Raw genomic sequence first — 21,578 nt, 5'->3', positions numbered from 1 at the left:
TTTTGATGTAGTATTTATTTTCTCTACATCTTTATTAATGCTAATATAATTACTATTTTATCCATTTTAGTACAATACTTATTCTGAAGCCTATGGGCATTAAGCTTCTTTTAGCAATGGCATGTTTTTAGAAATAAAATCCTATAAGATATTTGTGTTATGGAATTTTTAAAGTATTATTAAAGTCATTGTTTTAAACTATACTATGTGTCTAACAACTTCTTGCCAATTTGTTAGCTTAAATCATATTTTGTCATAATTTTTAACAACTGTTGCTACCTCCTTAGATTTAAACTATATAAATTTACACAATAACTACATGAACTAGATTCTGTTGAATTAGATTTGTTTTAATATTCACATTTAACATAAATTACTCAATCAATTATCTATTTTACCATACCTTACAAGAAAACTCGTCTATTTTTTAATTATTATTTTTTTTTAGAAAATTCTTAATCAACATAAATGTTTTTCTTTAAAGTTAACTGTCTATTATCAATATTTTGTCTGTAGATTTACAAATTGTACAATTTCAATGCTATAGCATAACAAATCTTCATGAAAACTATACCTTTTGAGTATACTTTTATCTTTAAATTTATGGGCTTATGATGCCCACTAGAATTTAATGATTATGGTAATTTAGTTAAAGTATATAAAAACAGCACATTTTTAATATAAATCTTTATATAAAATTTGTCAACGAATTGTCAATATTTTTTCTACATTACAATTACAGGAAAAACACAGAAAGGACTACATTATTTTTAATATAGTCCTTTTAGATTCTTATATTTTATAAGTTGTGGAATTCTTCCTTTCCTTCTATCCAATCAATAAATTGACGTGCAGTTCTTGGAGATCTTCCATTATATTTTAACTCCCATTTAATAGCTTCTGCATGTAATATTTCTTTATCAATTTTTAATTTTCTTTTTTCCGCAATACCATCTACAATCTCAAGATATTTATTTTTATTCGGAGAAGTAAATACCACAGTAATACCAAATCTATCTGCCAGAGAAAGTTTTTCCTGAATGTTGTCAGCTGCATGTAATTCGTCATTGGCACTACCATATTGAAGACCTGACCTGTCAGAGAAACTCTCTTTCACTAAATGGCGTCGATTTGATGTAGCATAAATTATTACATTAGAAGGCTTACCTTCTACACCACCTTCAAGCACTGCTTTAAGGGCTGAATAACTATCTCCGGTATCTTCAAAAGCTAAGTCATCAATAAAAATAATAAATTTCTGCGGCTTATTTTTTAAAGAATTTATGATTACAGGAAAATCCACAAGATGAGCTTTAGGCACCTCAATCATACGCAAGCCTTGTAAATAATACTCATTTAGAACAGCTTTTACTGTAGATGATTTTCCTGTGCCTCTATCACCATAAAGAAGCATATTATTTGCCGGAAATCCATTTACAAACTGTAGTGTATTCTCAATTATTTTTGAACGTTCAAATTCATAATCAATAAGGTCTGATAGCTTTGTTGGGTCAGGTGTCTCCACACCCTTTAAATATCCTTGTTCTTTTACCTTGTCCCAAGTAAAAGCTCTGAATCTAGAAAATATACCACAACCATATTTTTTGTAAAATTCATCGAGAGCTTCTAAACAACTACCCCAGTCATTACTTTTATAAAACTCTTCTTTCAATATGGTAATATGGTTAGCATAAACATTGCCAGTATGAGTACATTGCTCTTCTATTCCCCAATCAGGAAGTCTTTCTATTATTTCAGAGTAGAATATAGATTCGTCCACATGCTCTTTTATGTAATTTTTAATTTGAAAGGAAGTAAATTCTGATATTAATTGTAAATTTACCAAATCATTTCTAATGGCTTCTTCAAAAGGATTTTTCCTTTCATTAAACTCAGGGGTCTCTACTATTCTAGAGTAAGGACTTTCTTGGAAAATTATTTTATCAACAATATATTCTTTCAAAGAATTATTGGAATTACAAGCTAAAGTATAGAAAAAATCATTATATAGGCTAATAAAATGACCTAAATCAATATCTTCGCTATTAATATAGTTAACTAGTGTGTGTAATCTATTTATAACTTTATCTTCAAGTAATTGTCTATAAATAGAAATAGAGTCTAATGCTAATTTAATTCTTTTTACTTCATTGTTTATAGGAGTCACTGTATTTTGCATAAAATTCACCTCTAAATGTTGTATTATAACCATGCCCGAAATTCAACTTATACTCCGGTATATATTACCATATTTCCTCACGTTAAATATTTTTAATTAGTCTAAAGCTCAAATTTAAGCAGAGAGCCAAAATCTGTGATTTTGTGCAAATCGCTTACTCCTCTGACCAAAGGAAGAGGAGTTTCATAATAAAATCTAAGAACTTTGATAAACTCGTACCTCAAACATATCTAAAGTTCTAAGATTTTTTCTCAAATTTTCGCTAAGACTAATAAAAAATATTTAAATGCGACTTCAATATTGGTAATATATCCCTACGTATAAGTTAAATTTAAGTTTTGGTTATCTGTATATTTGTAATCCAATATAGCTATTGGTATTATTTATTAGTATGATATTGTTATATTTGGGGTTATTCCAGCTAATTGTGCTTCATATTCACATTCTTCATATAATGCTTCTGCGTCACCATATGCATTTAAAATATTTTCAAAATATAACATAATAACTTTTTTTATGTATTCGGCATAATGGTATTCTTTAGTTTCTTCACCGCTTTGTATGCATTGAAAATATAAATTTTTGAATCTCTTTGCCATTTTCCCCATATCATCAGCTTTATCATTATTAAAGGCTTTTTCTACCTCTTCCCTTGCTTTACTCAATCGGTCTATCATATTCTAAAATTCCTCCTAGTATATAATAAAAATTAATTTTACCCTTTTAATATAGTTGTATTAAAATTAATATAAACATAATACAGCTAATTTTTTAAGTTAAATTATATAAATTTTATATTATTCAGTAATTATAATATCTATATTATTATATAAAAGACCTTGTTATTATTTATATACATATAATAACACTATTTATACAAAACTTCTATTACATTATTTTCGAAAAATAACATAATATCTTATCAAATAATAGTATCGCCTTTAAACGGTAAATCAGAAATCTCGGGAGTAGCTTTTTCCCAACCACCTGCAAAAATGTTAAAGGGATATGTGGTAAAACCACTCATTTTATGATTTGCACCATTCATAATAAACTTAACGCCTTGGGCAATTGCACAAAACTTACCTATAATTAGTTTGTCACCTAAAAATTCATAATGGTGCTCAATGTTATCATAGAAATTCTCTGGATTACTTGCATCACTGTAATATGTATAGTCTCCAATAATAACATTAGGGCGTTTGGGTAGATTTTTTATTTAATGTTAAACAAAATATATAGTAGGGACTTTCCAATTATAGATTTTAAACGTAAGGTATTATGATAAACTAAATATATCAACTTCTCATTGTATAAATACTTGGAAGTTATATTTATCTCAATTCATATTTCCAATTATAATCGCCGCTGTATATCATTTGTTTAGTCATACCACCATTTATAGACACAACCAGTTTAGTTTATGTTTTATCCGATGACTACCCGCTCTCATACTCCCAACTTTATAGGAAACTTCTCTTCTGAGGAGTACTCACAGAGTAAGCGACCATATCAAAATCACAGATTTTGGCTCTCTGCTTAACTGGGAGTAAAGAGCGGCTACGTCCCTGGATTCGTTCAACTAAGAATCAGTTGGGGTCAAACCCCATCTGATTCAAGTTTCACTTTATTTTACCTCAGCACTAATTTTAGTATTTAATTTATTTGTTCTTATAGTTAATCCTTCAGGCAAACCTCTTTCAATTAACTCTATTATTGGTAGTTTAAACATAAAACCCCTCATATTTTTTATCTATAAATTATTTGAGTATAGATCTGATAATTCTATAATCACCTTATTATTTACACTATTCATAATTTCAGAACTTTTAATTACTTAGATAAAAATAAAAAACTCCTACCTTCACTTTCAATCTACAAGTTTTCATAACTGCAATATATATTTCAAAATAATTTTTATACTTCTGAAAGGATATTAATGAAATTATTAACTAAATCATTTACATTTGAATCATTACGTTTGATAAAGTGTATTGGTAATTTGTTAAATTCATCAGATAACTCATGAATATATACTCTGTCATTATCTTTAATCACGCTTTTTAGCAGTAGTGAAATACCCATACCATCTGCTACACACTTTAAAATAGCTTCTAGAGAATCGTTCTCAATAATTCTACTTGAAGTTCCTTTGTTTGCAATAACCCACTTTTCCAAAATAGCACGATAGGGACAATCAATATTTTTATTATGGATTTTATGATTTAAAGTTTAAACTATATCTAACAACAAAAAAAGGCGAAAATAATAATCTGCAGAATAGTTATGCTCCTTTATATCTTTGGAAAGATAGTAACGGACTAAACAAATTCTTATTTAATGGATTCTATGACAATATAATAACTTCTTTTGGATGGCAACAAATAAATATAGGAATACCTTTAATTGATATAACAACATGTAAAATTAAAGATACCAAATATCTATTTGAAATCACAAGAGATATTGAACCACAAGAGAGTTTAAATAACTTTAAAGATAAAATAGAAAAAGATATTCCTAAGATTGATAATACAGAATATATAGTTATTTATAGTCCAGATAAATGGAAATATACTGTGTTTTATTTTATAGATGATTTAAACAAAGTAAAAGCAGAAAAAGGCGTAATTTATAATATACTTCATATATAACAATAAAAGTTTTCTCAATATTACTTACTAGAGCATCTAAACCCGAACAAGAGCCATTTATAGGTTACCAGACAGACAGTAGGGTTTTTCTATTTTTAAACACTGATGATTTTTTGAGAGACTATAGTGAAACGAAAACTCTTATCCATATTATTCCATTTAATACCCTAGAATGTCTCCAACGATTAATACCTTTATTCTTCCCTTAATGAATTGCCCTCTGATTATCACAAAATCATTGCAAATTCTATTTGGACTTTTGCAATCCACACAATATCCAAGCTTTGTACAAGGTGTATCTTTATTTAATCTTTTTGCATCAATTGGTGCTGCATATGACCTTACTCTTTTCTCTGCTTCTTCTATGTCTTTTACAATTTTATTTATTCCTGCAACAAGAATAACCTGCTTAGGTCCATAAATAATTGGAGCAACTCTACTACCATTTCCATCTATATTATATAGTTCTCCACTTTCAGTTATTGCATTCGTGCTACAAATAAAAGTATCAGCTGAAAAATTCTTAATATATATTTCTCTTTTTTCATCTCTTGTCAATTCTTCTTTATACTTATCTAAAAAGTTGAATTTCCCACTCCTTAAAAACTCTATTATTCCAGTTTCCAAAAGAGTCATTGAGTCTCCTAGACCAACTGTAGAATCTTCAACTATTAGTTCTTTTAATTTTTGAAATAACTGCTCTCTATTATTAACATAATACCCTTCCATATTACGGTCATTTAAACCTTTTATAGTTCTCTCAACTCGCTTCTCTATATACCATGAAACATTTTTATCCATATTTATACACCTCTATAATTAAAATTTTAAATATACAGTCTTCTAATAATTTTATAGACTGACTAACTGCTGGCTGTGATGTAAAAAGTTCTTTTGCTGCTTTAGATATACTTCCTAGTTTAGCAGTAATATAAATATTCTGTAAAGTTCAAGATTGATATACATATAAAATTTTAGTATATCTCCTATATTGTATATTAATATTGCTGGCAAATTCATATATAGATACAGTAATGATTTTCTCTTTAGTATTTTTTGATTTTAAGCTTTCATAAAAAATTGCGCTGGTTATTTCTATCAATAATCCAACGCACTTCTTATTAAGTAAATATGTATTTTAGTTTTGTTAACTAAAATCTTATTTAACTATATTTACTTTTTCACCATCATCTAATAGATTTTGTCCTTCTGTAATTATATCAGTACCTTCTTTTACATTACCTGTTACTTCTGTAAATTTATCATTTGAAATTCCAGTATCTATGGATAACTTTCTAACCTTACCATTTTCCACTATATACATATAATTTACACCATTTTCTACCTTAATAGCTTGATTAGGAACAGTTAAGACTTTATCTTTACTTTCAGCTTGTAAGGATACTTTAGCAAACATACCAGCTTTCATATCTCCATTTGAGTTATCAATTTTAATCTTAACAACATAAGAGTTATCTTTAGAATTAGCATCAGGACTAATTGCATCTACCACACCTGATATTTTTTTATCTTGTAATGCGGTAATAGCTACTGGTACTGATTGCCCTACTTGAATTTTTCCCAGCATTTTATCTGGAACAGTTATTTCTGCAGTTACCGTACTTGAATCTATAACAGTCACAGAACCTGATTGCCCGCCAGCGATTTGGCCTACCTCAATATCTCTTGAGGATACTATTCCTGAAATAGGTGAAGTAATTGTAGCATTATTTACCTGAATTTGTGCAGAGTTTACTCCTGCCTGTGATTGTGCTACTTGAGCAGCTGCAGCTTTTGTATTCTGAGGACCAATTTTATCTTGTAATAAATTTAGGTTATCCTGAGCTGTATTTAAATCTATAGAAGCATTATCATATTGAGTTTTTGCATCATCCAACTCTTTTTTTGATATAGCTCCTGCTGAATATAACTTTTGCATTTTATCATAGTTATCTTTTACACTGTTAAATTGAACTTGTGCTTTTCCAGCTGCTTGTTCAGCTTGAGATATTTGCTGTGCCAGTCCAGAATCACTGGTTTTTTCCAAGTTAGCATTTGCACCCTCAAGTAATGCCTGTTGTGCCTGAAGATTTGCCTGCAGCTCTGTTGTATCTAATGTATATAATGTTTGGCCTGCACTAACCTTATCTCCTAGGTTAACATTAACACTAGCAACTCTTCCTCCAGTTTTAGGGAAAACCACCACTTGGGTTTTAGGTTTTAAATTGCCTGCAAATTCTACTTCCGCTGATATGCTGCCAACATTTATTTTTTGCGTCTTAACGTTTTTGATTTCTTGTTTTACTTCTACCTTTTTATTTTTTGTATGAGAACGAATACCCTGAGCTGCAACAGCAACAACTACAACTACAATTACAATTGATAGAATTCTTTTTATTTTAAACTTTTTTATACTAAAATTTTTAAACTTCATATTGTCCTGCCTCCCTTAACTTTTTGTCCTTGTTTTTTCTAAAGACAAAATTTTTCAAATCTTCCATAAGTGTATAGATTACTGGTAGTACAATAGGTGTAACTATAGTTGATACAAGCATACCACCTATTATTACAATACCCATACCTTTTTTCATCTCGCTTCCTTCACCTAGGGATAGAGTAACTGGAAGCATGGAAACTATCATTGTAGCAGATGTCATTATTATAGGTCTTAATCTAGTGACACCTGATTCTATAAGGGCATCTCTCAAACTCATACCTTTTTTCATAAGTGTATTAGTATAATCTATTAGTAATGTACCATTTTTGGATGATAACCCTTCAAGCATTATTATTCCAATTCCAGACATTACATTTAAGCTTTGTCCAGTTATAGCTAAGGCAATTAAAGCTCCCATTAAAGCAAATGGCAGTGCAACCATTCTTATAGCTGGTGTTAAGAAAGATTCGTAAAGTACCACTAATATCATATATATAAGAGCTATTGATGCTCCTAAGGCTAGTATAAGAGATGTTCCTGCCTCTGCCATGCTTTTTTGATCTCCACCAAAGGTTATGCTGTATCCTGAAGGTACTTTAAGTAATTTTAATTTTGCATTAATATCATTAGTAACCTGTCCAACTACTCTTCCTTGAACATTAGCATCTACAGTAGCTACATCCTGTTTCTCTTCTCTAGATATCGATGGTGCAGTGTCTACTTTTTCAACAATTGCAACTTGACTTAGCGGTATTTGCTGCCCAGAAGAATTTGATATTTTTATATTTTTAATATCATTAATACTTTTTACTTCTCCCTTCATAAATTTAAGAGTTATATCATTTTCTTCATTATTTGCTCTATACACCCCTACTTGATTACCGGATAGTGCAACTCTTATAACACTACCTATATCTGAAGTAGTAAGTCCATAGTTAGCAGCCGCTAAACTATCTACAGTTATTCTTATTTCACTATTTCTTACTTTCGTTGAATTTCCTATATCCGTTGTGCCAGGTATTGTTCTTAATAATTTTTCAACTTCATTTGATAATGCTTTTAAAGTGTCTTCATCTTTTCCCTTTATTTTAATAGCTACTGGTTTACCACTTCCTCCGCTGCTGTCTGATTCTGATACCTGAAAATCTATTCCAGGTATTTTTTTACCAAACTCACGAACTTGACTTGCAACTTCGCTTTGACTCTTTGTACGTTCTTTCTTAGGAACTAAGTTAACATAAATTCGAGCAACAGCTTTATCCGAACCATCTTGCCCATTTCCTCCAATTATTGAAAGATAATTTTTTATTTCTTTCGTTTTATGCAAATAATTTTCTACTTCAATCACCTTATCATCTGTTTGTTTTAGTGTAGAACCAGGTGTAAGTGATATATCTATAGAAATAAAGCTTTCATCAGATTTAGCCATAAATTCTGTACTTATTAATCCAGTTAAAAGAAGAGATATGCTAAATACTATACCTATCACAGATGTAACCAAAACCTTCCACCTGTTGTCTAATGCCCATATAAGAATTTTTTTATACAATTCTACACCTTTGTTAAATAAGCTCTTTTTAGATACTTTTTCTTTATCTTCAATTTTTACTTTTTTAAGGGTAGCAGCTGCAAGCATTGGAGTAACTGTAAAGGAAACTATGAGAGAAAATATTGTAGCTATAGCTATTGTTAAACCAAATTCTTTAAAAATTTGACCTACCATACCTGACATAAAAGCAATAGGTAAAAATATAACCACATCGCACAAACTTATAGCTATAGCAGCAAGGCCTATTTCTCTACGACCGGTAATAGCTGCATCTACAGGATTTTTCCCCATATCTAAATGTCTTTGTATACTTTCCAGTACTACAATAGAGTCATCTACCAGAGTACCTATAACTAAAGACAATCCCAGCATAGACATTAAATTTAAAGTAAAATGGAGTTCATACATGAGAAAAAAAGTAGCTATAAGCGATGTTGGTATAGCAACCAAAACCACCAGTGAAGAACGAAGACTTCGGAAAAATAAATATAGCACTATTGCAGTAGTTATGATTCCTTCTATAACGTTGTGTCTTATTTGAGTTAACGAGGAGGTAATAAAAACAGTATTATCAAATGCAACATCTATGTTGATTCCTTTAGGTATAGTTTTTTTAATTTCTTCTAATTGTTTCTTTACACTATTGGCTACTTCTACTATATTGGAGTCACTTTGTTTTGTAACCATTATTCCTATGGTTTTATTATTCTTAAACCTTATTGATGTAGTAGGGTCTGGAAGTTCTAAATCTATTTTAGCTATATCAGAGAGATGTATATTCCCTCCAGCTGATGTTGGGATTAGTAAATTCCTCACAGCATTAATATTATTAAACTGCCCAACTACTCTCACGGATTGATCCATGTTCTCTTGCTTAATTTCTCCACCTGGTATATTTAAATTACTTAATTGAAGTTTTTGTGTTATAGAGTTAACACTTACCCCATAATAGTTCATAGCGGTTTTATCAAGTTTTATTATTAATTGTTTTTTGTCTCCACCTACCAGTGTTACTTTTCCTACTCCTGTGACTTTTTCTATTTCATCTTTTAATCTATCTGCTTCATTGTAAAGCTCATCATAATTAGCATTTCCATTTATAGAAAGAATTAAAATTGGCTGATCACTACTGCTCATTTTATATAGGATAGGTTTATCAGCAGCTTTTGGAAGCTTACCTGTTGCATTTTCAACTGCTTTCTGAACATCTAAATAAGCTGTATTTATGTTTGCAGACATTTTAAAGGTTATAGTAACTGTACCATATCCTTCTTTTGCACTGGAATTAATTGTATCAATACCACTTATTCCAGATACAGCATCCTCAATAGGTTTTATAATGTCTTTCTTGATATCTTCTGCACTTGCTCCATTATAGGCAGTGGTTACTGATATAATAGGTATATTCATGGATGGTAATAAATTTGATCCCATATTTTTATATCCAATAATCCCTAACGCAAGCATCAATACTATTGCCATCCATATGGCGGTGGGCCTTTTTACTGATATTTCAGTTATACTCATATTTGTCCTCCTTATTAAAAAAAATTTGAAATATTAAATATTAAGACATTCATAATCCATAGTCTTCAGATTTCTTAAGGGTGAAATCATGTTACTTATGGACACAAACAAAGGAATTAAAAAGGCATAGAGCATGCTGCTTACATGAAAGCTGTAAACATATTGTCCATTAGGTTCAAAAACTACTATATTAAGCAATTCTACTACTATTATGGTGAATACAATGCCAACAATGAAGCCCAATAAATTTAAAGTAATATTCTCTTTTAAAAGTTTCTTATAAAGAGTTGTTTTTTTGTATCCAATAGCAGTTAAAATAGCAAATTCATCCTTTCTATTTAAAAATAATATATAATTTAAATTACCAAGTGAAATACATAGAACTATGATTACTATAAAATTCAGAATAAACCTAAGAGAATTCATAGCTACAAGCGGCTCACTCATCTGATCATATACAGACTTATAATCCATAACAGTAACCTTTTTTTCCTTCATATAGGTAAGTTCATCATTAATCACTTTGTTATTTTTATTTTTTAGAGAAAATATTAAACTGCGTTTTACTGCCTCTTCTCTTTTAACATTTCCAGCATTAGTTGTTAACATGGTATTTACAGATCCATCAATTATACCGCATACTCTGTATTTTTTATTTAAAATTACATTTAAATCGGGATTTTTACCTATGTAATCTCCTATCTTAATTTTGCTTTGCTTAGCAAGCTTAAGTGGTATAAGCATCTCATTGCTATTTGATAAAGGAAGTTTTCCTTCCACAAGTTTCATATCAAAAATTTTAAGAACTTTAGGGATATCTTCTTCAAAAATATTGAAACCCTCAATACTAATTTTCCCCAAAGGGCTTCTATATTGAAATCTTCCAATATCATTTATGATTGGTATAATATACTCTATATTGCTGCAGCCTTTAATTTTACTTAAAATTTTATCTGGTATAGCATCATTAGTGTTAGTGCTTACAATTGTTGCTTTTTCAAGCATATTTAAAGAACCTTGGCTTATTCCATATACACTGCTGTATAATAAAATTGAGGAAAAATATATAAGAAATACACCCAATACCATACACACAAAACTCGGCAGCACTTTTTTAACATTATTTTTTAAATAGGTGACCGTTGAAAGAGGTTTCATTATATTCCCCCTCTGCCTTTATCAATGGACACTATAGCACCATCAAGCATATTAATAACATGATTGGCATTTTGTAGGATACAGAAATCATGAGTTACTACTATAATCATCTTATCTTTTCTATAGTCTTCAAGAAATTTTATTACCTCTAAGGCACTGCTGTGATCTAATGCAGCTGTTGGTTCATCAGCAAAAATCACTTTGGGGTCTCCTATTAATGCTCTTGCAATGGCTACTTTTTGTCTTTGCCCTCCAGACAGTTGGTAAGGTTTTTTACTTGTAAGATGTGCAAGTCCAAGTTTATCTAGTATGGATATTGCTTTTATTTTCGCCTCTCTGCTGTCATCATTTATGGGTACTAATACATTGTCTAGTACAGTCATATAGTCGATTAAAAAATGCCTTTGAAAAATAAAGCCAAAATTTTTTCTTCTTATTTCAGCACCTTCAGAGGGAGAAATTTTATTATAATCTATTTCTCCATAATAAACCTTTCCTGAAGTTGGTATTTTAAAGCCTGCCATTGAATAAAGAAGAGAGCTTTTTCCACTTCCTGAAGGTCCCATAATTCCGATAAATCTATTACCATCCAGAGAAAGATTTATATCTTTAAGTGCATAGGTTTGAGCTTCTTTACCTATGTCATAAACTAAATTTACACTTTCCATTTTAAAAATCATAACAGTCCCTCCTCAGTTGTTCTCTATCATGTCAATAGGATCAAGTTTGTTTATCATTGCATTTATAGGCACTACAGTAAATAACGTGGTAAATAGCGGAATATATAGAGATACAAGCACTGCCTTTTCATCAAATACTACTCCTAGGGCACCTACATTCTCAAAAATATTCCTTTTCATCAAATAACTTAAGGTAATACCTAAAAACAAACCTAAAATATATGAAATTGTATTAACTGCTAGTACTTCTAGTATAGCTCTCTTTAAAATCTGCCTTTTATTATATCCAATAGCATTGAGTATTCCAATTTCTTCTTTTCTATTAAAAAATTCAACATATTTTGAACTTCCAACTGTAATTACCATTAGAAATATTGATAATATACTTATAACATCAAGAAGTGCTAAGCATCCCATATCCTTCTTAAATTTTTCACTTGAAATATTGAAAGTATTATATACCGCTTCCCCTTTAGGTAAAGCTTCAACTAATTTATTGACTTCATTAATCTTGTTGTTTTTAGGAAAAACCATTATTCCTCTCTGTAGGGACTTTTCGCCATCATCATAATCTTTCAAAATTTCATTATTAAATGATACAACAGACAGCATATTTTCGCCTTTTAATATTCCAACCACCATATATTCACCATTTATTCTATCAAACTTATCTAGTGCATTTCCCACACTATCTCCAATAGTGATTTTTTTATTTTTTGCAACCAAATAATCTACTGCAATTTCCTTTTTACCTTCTTCTGGCAATGTTCCAACCATAACCTGTATATGTTGTTTCTCTAAAAAATAGTTCATATCTTCAGCTCTTAAGGCCATTACATCCGTCAGAATTAAACTTCCTGGAATACTGTACTTTATCCCATACCACATGAAAGGAACTGATCTTTCTACATTTTTATTATTTTTAACTTTTTCAATAATATTTTCATTGTCACAGGCTGTAATTGTGGCATGATATTTATATGAGGAAACACTAAGCTTATATAGTGAGTTATTTATTGATTTCACAAAAGTATTTATTAAATACAAGAAAGAAACCGCAACCAGCACTGGAATAATAGAACTTATAAGTTTATTTTTATTTTTTCTACTATAATTTAAAATGGATAGAGCTTTCATGGTTATATTCCCTTCTGAACATTCATTTTCAGTTCGTAATGCAAAATAATTTACTTATCCAGTTCACTTATATAATAATAAGTGAAATTACAATCATAGAAAAGTTACCCCAGTCACAAAAAATATGACTGGGGTAACTTTTTTTAACTATGATTCAATTATTTTCCTTATCTCAATTGCCGCTGCAGTTCTATCTGAAGTTCCAAGTTTACTATAAATATTACTTATATAATTCTTCACTGTACCTTCAGATATAAAAAGGGATGAAGCTATTTGACGGTTGTTAAAACCCATTGACAGCATTTTTGCAACTTCAACTTCCCTTTCTGAAAAATCAAGTAATATATTTTTTTCTTTAGGTTTAACTATGGTATTTTCAGAAAGTTTTTCAACAAGCTTTTTAGCTACACTTGAAGGAAGCATAAATGAACCTTTATAGGCATCATTTATAGCTTTAACAAGTTCGTCCCCTTCTATGTCTTTCAGTATGTATCCTGCTGCTCCATAATTTAAAGCCTCAACAATATAATCCACATCATTAAATGTAGTTAAAATTAAAACAACAATTTCAGGGTATAAGTTTTTCAATATTTTAGTACATTTAACTCCATCCATTTTAGGCATCCTTATGTCCATTAATACCAAGTCTGGAGAATCTTTTTCACAGAAAGCTAGTACTTCTTCACCATCCTTTGCTGTACCTATGATGCTAAAATTTTCTTCTAGTTCTAAAATAGTCTTTAATCCATCTCGCATGAGAGTTTGATCATCTGCTATTAATATTTTTATTTTCTCCATAAGTCACCTCACCAAAAGATTTTATTTTCATGAAATTTCATCATCTGTTTTTTTGCTATAAGGGAAAGTAATATATATACCAAAACCTTCTCCAAGTTTTGATGATATATCAAGACTTCCGTTAAGTTCTAATATTCTTTCCCTCATAGCCCTAAGTCCAAAACCATGAGTAACTATGTCAGCGCCCATTCCATTATCCTCAAGGGAAAAAAGAACTTTTTCATTATTTGAGTACAACTTAAATAAAAAAGCACTACTTTTCCCATGTTTTATCCCATTGGTAAGTCCCTCTAAAAGAGCTGATAAAATGACCTTCTCCTGAGATTTAGTAAAGGCTATATTATAATCTATTTGGGCTTTAATTATTACCCCTGAATGTTTTTCTGTTTCAGCTATGATTGACTCCATATCAGAATAAAAATCCAGTATATCTTGTCCCTTTTCAAGTATACGTACAGAGTTTCTTATATCATTGAGTCCTTTCTTAACCTGACTTTGAGCTAAACTAAGCTTGCAGGCTGCAAGATCCGTATCTTTTCTTATAAGCCTTTTAGCTGCTTCCATTTCAACTAAAACTGTAGTTAAAGTATGTCCTACTGTATCATGTATTTCTCTGGCAATCCTGTTTCTCTCTTTCAATGCAGTTATAGTTTCTACTCTTTCATAAGCTTCTTTAAGATCATTATACATAGAATCTTTTTCAAGCTTTTTAACAGTAACATCCTTTAGTGCTGCTTCTATAAGTTCCGTTTGTTTTAAAAGGTGATTAATTAGAAAAAATATTATATATACTACAATAAAGATTGGTAAGTTTAATAGTATTTCAGAGATAGCTTTAACATTATCATAATATAATTTGGTTAAAATTGAAACACAGGATATAGCATATAATGTAAAAAAAGCAATAAGGCCTGTAGAAAAACTTTGATTTACAACTATATCAGATAATATAAAAAGATATAAACCTATAGATATACTTGTAATATCAAATCTATTAATTAAAAATATCAAACATACCTCTAAAAAATATACAACAAAAATCAATAAATTATACTTTTTTAAATTTCTCCATTTATTCGAAGGATCATGTAAAAAAAATGTATTAATTGAATAGGATGTAAGAAAAATAAAGTATAAAGACATTAGCATAAACCAATTTGTACTATTATATATACAATTAACAAGCATAGTTAATGTAAATACACAATAGTTTATGATTATCACAATATTCTTAGTTTTACTATTCATTTTGATTTCCCCCAAATGCGTCTTTCATCAGGTGATTGGATTCATTAATTCTTCTTCTCCAATGCCTTTTCCGTTATCCTCAATACTTATATATATTTTATTCTCCTCTTTTATAGAAACTTTTATTATAGTATCAGCCGCATTATGAATTACTACATTTGTTACATAATAATTGTGTACCACCTCAAAAATACATAATACACTTATTACTCTTCATATAAAATAAATTCTACAAATTAACTTCAATTCCTCCATCTGTAATAAAATTTACTGTTGTTTTAACAACAAAATTGTAAAAGGCAGCAACCTGGCTACCCTTAATCCATTGATACCAACATTTTATATTTTTACTAGTCCTTTATTTCACTTTTTCTCTTATTGAAATACTATAATATATAATAACAATAATCCAGGAGATTATATATGTTTTTCAGAATACCTAAGGAGTTATTTAACTATAGGGATAAGGTCTATATACTTCAAACTAAACATGCTGATGTAAACGGTGATGGATTGGATGAAAGGCTTATACTTACTGGTAAAAATGTAAAACTTGTTCAAAACAAAAGACATATCATCTATTATAAATAAGATGATATGTCTTTTAAATTCTATAATATAATATGGCTGGGATGGCAGGATTCGAACCTACGGATAATGGAGTCAAAGTCCATTGCCTTACCGCTTGGCGACATCCCAATAAATGGAGCGGGTGAAGGGAATCGAACCCTCGTAACCAGCTTGGAAGGCTGGCACTCTACCATTGAGTTACACCCGCATATATAGGTATATAATGTAAGTTTAGATCTATTTTGCAGTTTCTTCATGGGACGTGTATTATGATACCATCTTTCTAAATAACAAACACGTATAACACATGTAATTTAATAAGTTTATATGTAAATTACTCTATTTTTCTTTAAAAAACTACATTTTTTTCATAGGGATACACCCGATTTCGTTTACTATTATTTTTTAATAATTTTTTATAATTTTTAATATTGTTTTAATATAATTTTTTTTAACTTGCAAAATAATTTTTAATCCACATTGCTATACTTATATATATAGACATCCATAAGTTAAATTTCGGGCATGGTTATCTATAATATTGGTAAAATAGTATTTTTTAGCCTATAATAATTTTAATTAAACTGTTTTATCAAGTATTTTCCTTGACAATATACAAATTACTATGATATTATTAATTTGTAAAAGTTAATAATCTTTGTTAAAAGGGAGTAGTTGAAATTACAAAGTCAACATTACGATTTAACTAACTAAATCTGGCTTTGTAAACCTAATAAGGTAATAAGACTTTTAACGTAACTCTAAGTGCATGGGTTATGTTAAGGGTCTTTTATTTATTTCAAACCAACATTTATATTAAGGGGGTAATTTTATGTCTACAAAAAAATCTTTACTACATTTAACCTTTTGGGTGGTACTAGCACTAGTATTCAATATTGGTATTTATATCTTTATGGGATCTGAAAAAGCATTAGCTTTCTTAGGAGGATATGTTATTGAACAAAGTTTAAGTCTAGATAACCTATTTCTATTCTTACTTGTATTTGAAAGCTTTTCTCTAAAACCAGAGTATCAAAAAAGAGTTTTAACTTATGGAATTTGGGGAGCAATAATTTTAAGGTTTATATTTGTACTGCTAGGCGTGACAATAGTAAATGAGTTTCATTGGATGCTTTATATATTCGGATTAATTCTTATTATTAGTGGAGTGAAGATGTTTTTAGGAAATGAAAGCTCTGAAAACTTAAAAGATAGTAAGATACTTAAAATTCTTAACAAAATAATACCTGTTTCATCTCAAATTGAAGGTGAAAAATTCTTTATCAGAAAAAATAATATACTATACGCTACGCCTCTATTAGCCATACTTGTACTTATAGAAGGCTCTGATATTATATTTGCTATTGATTCAATACCAGCTATATTTTCTATAACTACTGATCCTTTTATAGTTTATACTTCCAATATATTTGCTATCTTAGGACTTAGGAACTTATATTTCTTACTTGAAAAAATTCATAGTAAATTTGATTATGTAAAGTATGGGGTGGCTTGTATATTAGTCTTTACCGGTATAAAACTTTCAATAACATTTTTCAATATACATGTATCAGTACTTGCTTCTATATCTATAATCTTCTTTATTCTAGCCGCAAGTATTATAGTTTCTTATATTAAAAGTAATAAAGATAAGTCCTCTTACAATACAGATATTTCTAAAAATATTTCAAAGTAGTTTCTTTAAAAGCGGAGATCCATAGAATAGATCTCCGCTTTTAAAGAAGTTTTTCTAGATTTATATTTCAAATGTTATTATAATAGTAGAATAATTAGTATGATTTATAGGTCTATATAACAAGTATCTTAGTAAAGGGAACTGTTAACTTGAATAAAATATCTAATGCTCAATTACCAAAAGAAGTAGATTTTCCACCTTACCCATTACAAATTAAACTATTAAAAAAATAGATGATGAGTTATAACTCATCATCTATTTTTTATTAATAACGCCTCTTGTGCTTATTTAGCAACAGGCTTTTTTAGTAATCCTAGCATTATTGCTGTTACAATAGCTCCGATTAATACTGCTAAAAGATATAATAATGGATTTCCATTAACTATAGGAATTACGAATATTCCACCATGTGGAGCAGGTAACCCTATATTAAATATCATAGAAAGTGCTCCTGCAACTGCTGAACCTGCAACTGCTGAAGGGATTACTCTAGCAGGATCTGCTGCTGCAAATGGTATAGCTCCTTCTGTAATAAAGCATAGACCCATTACATAGCATGTCTTACCTGTTTCTCTAGCATTTTCATCAAATCTGTTTTTAAATATAGTAGTAGCTAAGGCAATTCCTAATGGTGCAGACATACCGCCTGCCATAATTGCTGCATGAGGAGCATAGTTTCCTGCATCGATCATAGCAATACCAAAGGTGAAGGCTGCCTTATTTATTGGACCACCCATATCAATAGTCATCATTCCGCCTAAAACCATACCTAATATAACTTTATTAGCTGTTCCCATGGAACTTAACCAATGTTGTAAACCTAAATTTATTGCTTCTACAGGACCAACTATAACAAGGAGCATTATTGCTCCAGTTATGAATATACCAAACAGAGGATATAATAAAACTGGCTTTATACCTTCTAAAGACTCTGGAAGTGGAGCAAATACTTTCTTAAGAAGCACAACTACATAACCACCTAAGAAACCTGCAATTAATCCACCTAAGAATCCTGCGCCATTGCTAGCAGCTATAAGTCCACCAACCATGGCTGGAGCAAATCCTGGTCTATCAGCAATACTCATACCTATAAATCCTGCAAGTACAGGTATCATAAGCACAAAAGCATTATTTGCACCTATATCATGTAATAACTTTGCAAATGGATGAAATGTTGGATCATTAACATCGAAAGCTTTAATTCCAAACATAAATGATATAGCTATTAATACACCTCCACCTACAACAAAAGGAAGCATATTTGAAACACCACTCATAAGATGTTTATAGAATCCTACTTTTTCATTTTTAGTGCTTGCAGCACCACTGTCACTTCCGCTGTGATGATATACAGGTGCATCTTCATTTAAAGCTCTATTTATAAGTTCTTCAGCTTTCTTTACTCCATGAGCAACAGGAACTTGAATTACTTTTTTACCTTCAAATCTAGCCATTTCAACTTGCTTGTCTGCTGCTACTATTATAGCAGTAGCTTTTTCTATTTCTTCTGCAGTTAGCTTACTCTTTATTCCTGTAGAACCATTAGTTTCTACCTTAATCTTTACACCCATTTCCTTAGCTTTATTCTTTAATGCATCTGCTGCCATATATGTATGTGCTATACCTGTTGGACATGCAGTTACTGCTAATATAAATGCTGTTGGTTCAGCAGCTTCTTCCTTACTTTCTTCTACCATATTTACTTCTTCTTCCGCCTGCTGAGCTTGCAAATATGCTTTTTCTTCTTTATCAATTAAATCTAAAACTTCATCTTCTGTCTTTGAGTTCATAAGGTCTTTTCTAAAATTTTCATTCATAAGCATGCTAGATAATCTTGACAATGTATCTAAATGATCGCTATGAGCTCCTTCACTAGCAGCTATCATGAAGAATATATAAGCATTATTACCATCTAAAGAATCATAATCTATACCTTCTTTAGAAAGTCCAAAAGCTAAAGCTGGAGTCTTAACTGCAGCTGTTTTAGCATGAGGTATAGCTATTCCATCACCTATACCTGTCGAAAACTGCTCTTCTCTTTTTAATATAGCCTTTTTATATTCTTCTTTATCATTTAATCTACCAGCACTATCTAACTTATTTACTAATTCATCAATTACTTCAGATTTTGTAGTAGATTTTAAATTTACAATAATAGTATCTTTCTTTAATAGTTCAGTAATTTTCATTTTTTTCCTCCTTTGAGATTATAAAAGCTCTTCATATGTATAATTTATAACTTAGTTACCTTCACTTCTGGAAGTAGCTTTTCTACATATTCTTTTTCACACAAATCCATTGAGAATGCAGTTGCGCTTCCTGATGCAGCCCCCCATCTAAAAGCTTCAACAATATTTAAAGTTTGAGAATAATTTGCTAGGAAACCAGCTACTAATGAATCTCCTGCCCCAACTGAATTTTTTACTGTACCCTTAGGTGCTGATGCATGATATACTCCTTCGCTTGATATTAAAAGTGCACCCTCACCAGCCATTGAAATTACTACATTTTCTGCTCCCATTTCTCTAAGCTTTTGAGCATAATGTATTATTTCTTCTCTACTTTTAAGTTCTACATTAAATATTTCACCTAACTCATGGTTATTAGGTTTTATTAACAATGGATTATATTTCAATGTTGAAGTCAAAGCTTCTCCAGTAGTATCTACCACAATTTTTACTTTTTTGCTAGAACACTTTTCTTGAATTAGTGAATAAATATTTGTCGGTAATGACTTCTGAACATTTCCTGCTAGTACTAGATAATCCTCAGAACTTAAAGCATCTATTTGTTCAAATAGCTTATTTAAATCCTTTTCCTCAATAGAAGGTCCTGCTCCATTTATTTCTGTTTCTTCATTAGAGTTAAGTTTTACATTTATTCTTGTATCTCCACTTACTTCTATAAAATCAGTTTCTATACCTTCACTCTGTAATGAGTCTTTTATGAACTGTCCTGTAAATCCTCCAATAAATCCTAAAGCTTTGCTCTTTACTCCAAGATTGTTTAACACTCTTGAAACATTAATTCCTTTTCCACCAGGATATTTCTCTTCATTTGCTACTCTATTTACTGCTCCTGGTTGAAAGTTATCAACTTTAATAACATAGTCTATGGAAGGATTAAAAGTTATAGTGTATATCATTTCTTCTTCACAACCTTTACTATAGTTTTTTTAATGTATTCCTCATAGTTATCTATTTCAGAATTAGTTATAATTACAGCCTCTCTTAAATCTGCTATTTTTACAAAGCTAACTTCACCAAATTTGCTTTCATCAGCTAACACAAAAGTTTTATTAGAGTGTTTCATAGCATTTTCTTTTAATATTGCCTCCTCTGAATCAGGTGTGGTAAAACCATAATCCATATGTATACTGTTAATACCAAGAAAACACTTATCAAATCTGTATTTTTGAAGATTTTTTAAAGCATCTAAACCAATAACTGCTTTTGTTATGCTTTTGACTTTTCCACCTAAAATATATGAATTTATATTTTGTTCAATAAGAGTATCTATGTGTTTTAAGCCATTGGTAACTACTACTATATCTTTTACATCTATATATTGAATCATTTCAAAGGTCGATGTACCAGCGTCTAAGTATATGCTGTCACCTTCCTCAATAAGCGCTGCAGCGTATTTAGCTATAGCTTTTTTCTCTTCGACACTCTGCCCCTCTTTTTCTTGATAACTAGGTTCTACTAATCTTCTTTTTGGTAAAGTTGCTCCTCCATGTACTCTCTTAAGCATACCAATACTTTCCAAGAAGGTAAGATCACGTCTTATGGTGGATTCTGACGTATTAGTTATTTCCACAAGTTCACTTATTTTTGATATGCCTTTTTTTTCTAGGAACCCTAATATTAAATTATGTCTTTCTTCTGTTAACAACCCTTAACACCCTCTTGTTTATCTTGTAATGTTATTATAATATAAAACCTC

The 21,578-nt window shown here is 30.0% G+C and carries 17 protein-coding genes, 2 tRNA genes and 3 pseudogenes; 3 read left to right on the top strand and 19 right to left on the bottom strand.

Annotated features, from left to right (window positions below; translation table 11 throughout):
* Positions 1-799 precede the first annotated feature (799 nt).
* From HGI79_RS15850 to HGI79_RS15840, 4 genes and pseudogenes are all read right to left on the bottom strand, one after another.
* A complete protein-coding gene (locus HGI79_RS15850) occupies positions 800-2,179 on the bottom strand; it encodes an ATP-binding protein (protein ID WP_185651663.1) in 1,380 nt (459 codons plus the stop codon).
* A 386-nt stretch (positions 2,180-2,565) separates the two neighbouring features.
* Positions 2,566-2,856 (bottom strand): hypothetical protein, encoded by a 291-nt coding sequence (locus HGI79_RS15845; RefSeq protein ID WP_185651662.1) that lies wholly within the window; start codon positions 2,854-2,856, stop codon positions 2,566-2,568.
* Positions 2,857-3,104: 248 nt separating this feature from the next.
* A pseudogene (locus HGI79_RS22900) lies at positions 3,105-3,398 on the bottom strand (acetyltransferase); the annotation flags it as partial.
* A 698-nt stretch (positions 3,399-4,096) separates the two neighbouring features.
* Positions 4,097-4,381: a LysR substrate-binding domain-containing protein gene (locus tag HGI79_RS15840; protein ID WP_313885222.1), complete on the bottom strand. Its 285-nt coding sequence runs from the start codon at positions 4,379-4,381 to the stop codon at positions 4,097-4,099.
* A gap of 65 nt (positions 4,382-4,446) precedes the next feature.
* Between HGI79_RS15840 and HGI79_RS15835 the strand changes: the two are divergent.
* A pseudogene (locus HGI79_RS15835) lies at positions 4,447-4,833 on the top strand (DUF4865 family protein); the annotation flags it as partial.
* A gap of 159 nt (positions 4,834-4,992) precedes the next feature.
* On the opposite strand, the gene HGI79_RS15830 reads toward HGI79_RS15835, so the two are convergent.
* The 10 genes and pseudogenes from HGI79_RS15830 to HGI79_RS15785 all read right to left on the bottom strand — a co-directional run bounded on the left by HGI79_RS15830 (position 4,993) and on the right by HGI79_RS15785 (position 15,550).
* Entirely contained in the window at positions 4,993-5,634 is a 642-nt protein-coding gene (locus tag HGI79_RS15830; RefSeq protein ID WP_185651660.1) for a lactate utilization protein, read from the bottom strand.
* A gap of 40 nt (positions 5,635-5,674) precedes the next feature.
* Positions 5,675-5,799 (bottom strand): annotated as a pseudogene (locus HGI79_RS15825) (LysR family transcriptional regulator); the annotation flags it as partial.
* Between the two features lie 193 nt (positions 5,800-5,992).
* The gene (locus tag HGI79_RS15820; RefSeq protein ID WP_185651659.1) at positions 5,993-7,267 is read right to left on the bottom strand and encodes an efflux RND transporter periplasmic adaptor subunit; all 1,275 of its coding nucleotides are present in this window, start codon (positions 7,265-7,267) and stop codon (positions 5,993-5,995) included.
* Positions 7,257-10,346: an efflux RND transporter permease subunit gene (locus HGI79_RS15815; RefSeq protein WP_185651658.1), complete on the bottom strand. Its 3,090-nt coding sequence runs from the start codon at positions 10,344-10,346 to the stop codon at positions 7,257-7,259. The genes HGI79_RS15820 and HGI79_RS15815 overlap by 11 nt, the downstream gene beginning before the upstream one ends.
* A gap of 33 nt (positions 10,347-10,379) precedes the next feature.
* Positions 10,380-11,504, bottom strand: a complete 1,125-nt coding sequence (locus HGI79_RS15810) for an ABC transporter permease (RefSeq protein WP_185651657.1) — start codon at positions 11,502-11,504, stop codon at positions 10,380-10,382.
* A complete protein-coding gene (locus tag HGI79_RS15805; protein ID WP_185651656.1) occupies positions 11,504-12,184 on the bottom strand; it encodes an ABC transporter ATP-binding protein in 681 nt (226 codons plus the stop codon). Before HGI79_RS15805 ends, HGI79_RS15810 begins: the two co-directional genes overlap by 1 nt.
* Before the next feature lie 12 nt (positions 12,185-12,196).
* The gene (locus HGI79_RS15800; RefSeq protein WP_185651655.1) at positions 12,197-13,321 is read right to left on the bottom strand and encodes an ABC transporter permease; all 1,125 of its coding nucleotides are present in this window, start codon (positions 13,319-13,321) and stop codon (positions 12,197-12,199) included.
* 147 nt (positions 13,322-13,468) lie between these two features.
* Complete coding sequence (locus HGI79_RS15795; RefSeq protein WP_185651654.1) at positions 13,469-14,119, bottom strand: response regulator transcription factor; 651 nt, start codon at positions 14,117-14,119, stop codon at positions 13,469-13,471.
* A 27-nt stretch (positions 14,120-14,146) separates the two neighbouring features.
* Positions 14,147-15,130 carry a sensor histidine kinase gene (locus HGI79_RS15790; RefSeq protein ID WP_241428236.1) on the bottom strand — a complete coding sequence of 328 codons (984 nt, stop codon included), beginning with the start codon at positions 15,128-15,130 and terminating at the stop codon, positions 14,147-14,149.
* 264 nt (positions 15,131-15,394) lie between these two features.
* Entirely contained in the window at positions 15,395-15,550 is a 156-nt protein-coding gene (locus tag HGI79_RS15785) for an ATP-binding protein (protein WP_185651668.1), read from the bottom strand.
* Positions 15,551-15,790: 240 nt separating this feature from the next.
* Between HGI79_RS15785 and HGI79_RS15780 the strand changes: the two genes are divergently transcribed.
* Positions 15,791-15,958, top strand: coding sequence for a hypothetical protein (locus HGI79_RS15780; protein ID WP_185651652.1), 168 nt, complete (start codon positions 15,791-15,793; stop codon positions 15,956-15,958).
* 33 nt (positions 15,959-15,991) lie between these two features.
* On the opposite strand, the gene HGI79_RS15775 is transcribed toward HGI79_RS15780, so the two are convergent.
* Positions 15,992-16,066 (bottom strand) — tRNA-Gln (locus HGI79_RS15775).
* A gap of 5 nt (positions 16,067-16,071) precedes the next feature.
* A tRNA-Gly gene (locus tag HGI79_RS15770) sits at positions 16,072-16,145 on the bottom strand.
* A 624-nt stretch (positions 16,146-16,769) separates the two neighbouring features.
* Here HGI79_RS15770 and HGI79_RS15765 point away from each other — a divergent pair.
* Positions 16,770-17,633, top strand: coding sequence for a TerC/Alx family metal homeostasis membrane protein (locus tag HGI79_RS15765; protein ID WP_185651651.1), 864 nt, complete (start codon positions 16,770-16,772; stop codon positions 17,631-17,633).
* Positions 17,634-17,917: 284 nt separating this feature from the next.
* On the opposite strand, the gene HGI79_RS15760 is transcribed toward HGI79_RS15765, so the two are convergent.
* Genes HGI79_RS15760 through HGI79_RS15750 form a run of 3 tightly spaced genes read right to left on the bottom strand, consistent with a single transcriptional unit; the run spans position 17,918 to position 21,527 of the window.
* A complete protein-coding gene (locus tag HGI79_RS15760; protein WP_185651650.1) occupies positions 17,918-19,822 on the bottom strand; it encodes a PTS fructose transporter subunit IIABC in 1,905 nt (634 codons plus the stop codon).
* A 44-nt stretch (positions 19,823-19,866) separates the two neighbouring features.
* On the bottom strand, positions 19,867-20,778 hold the full coding sequence (pfkB, locus tag HGI79_RS15755; protein ID WP_185651649.1) for a 1-phosphofructokinase: 912 nt from the start codon (positions 20,776-20,778) through the stop codon (positions 19,867-19,869).
* Positions 20,775-21,527 (bottom strand): DeoR/GlpR family DNA-binding transcription regulator, encoded by a 753-nt coding sequence (locus HGI79_RS15750; RefSeq protein ID WP_185651648.1) that lies wholly within the window; start codon positions 21,525-21,527, stop codon positions 20,775-20,777. The genes pfkB and HGI79_RS15750 overlap by 4 nt, the downstream gene beginning before the upstream one ends.
* Between the last annotated feature and the right edge of the window lie 51 nt (positions 21,528-21,578).

This window comes from Clostridium sp. DJ247, assembly GCF_014231265.1.
Note: the sequence above shows the minus strand (reverse complement) of the source record. Positions and strands in the feature narration are given on the sequence as shown.

Coding starts and splice junctions, on each gene's coding strand:
- HGI79_RS15850 (WP_185651663.1), bottom strand. CDS start 2,179: ATGCAAAATACAGTGACTCCTATAAACAATGAAGTAAAAAGAATTAAA.
- HGI79_RS15845 (WP_185651662.1), bottom strand. CDS start 2,856: ATGATAGACCGATTGAGTAAAGCAAGGGAAGAGGTAGAAAAAGCCTTT.
- HGI79_RS15830 (WP_185651660.1), bottom strand. CDS start 5,634: ATGGATAAAAATGTTTCATGGTATATAGAGAAGCGAGTTGAGAGAACT.
- HGI79_RS15820 (WP_185651659.1), bottom strand. CDS start 7,267: ATGAAGTTTAAAAATTTTAGTATAAAAAAGTTTAAAATAAAAAGAATT.
- HGI79_RS15815 (WP_185651658.1), bottom strand. CDS start 10,346: ATGAGTATAACTGAAATATCAGTAAAAAGGCCCACCGCCATATGGATG.
- HGI79_RS15810 (WP_185651657.1), bottom strand. CDS start 11,504: ATGAAACCTCTTTCAACGGTCACCTATTTAAAAAATAATGTTAAAAAA.
- HGI79_RS15805 (WP_185651656.1), bottom strand. CDS start 12,184: ATGATTTTTAAAATGGAAAGTGTAAATTTAGTTTATGACATAGGTAAA.
- HGI79_RS15800 (WP_185651655.1), bottom strand. CDS start 13,321: ATGAAAGCTCTATCCATTTTAAATTATAGTAGAAAAAATAAAAATAAA.
- HGI79_RS15795 (WP_185651654.1), bottom strand. CDS start 14,119: ATGGAGAAAATAAAAATATTAATAGCAGATGATCAAACTCTCATGCGA.
- HGI79_RS15780 (WP_185651652.1), top strand. CDS start 15,791: ATGTTTTTCAGAATACCTAAGGAGTTATTTAACTATAGGGATAAGGTC.
- HGI79_RS15765 (WP_185651651.1), top strand. CDS start 16,770: ATGTCTACAAAAAAATCTTTACTACATTTAACCTTTTGGGTGGTACTA.
- HGI79_RS15760 (WP_185651650.1), bottom strand. CDS start 19,822: ATGAAAATTACTGAACTATTAAAGAAAGATACTATTATTGTAAATTTA.
- pfkB (WP_185651649.1), bottom strand. CDS start 20,778: ATGATATACACTATAACTTTTAATCCTTCCATAGACTATGTTATTAAA.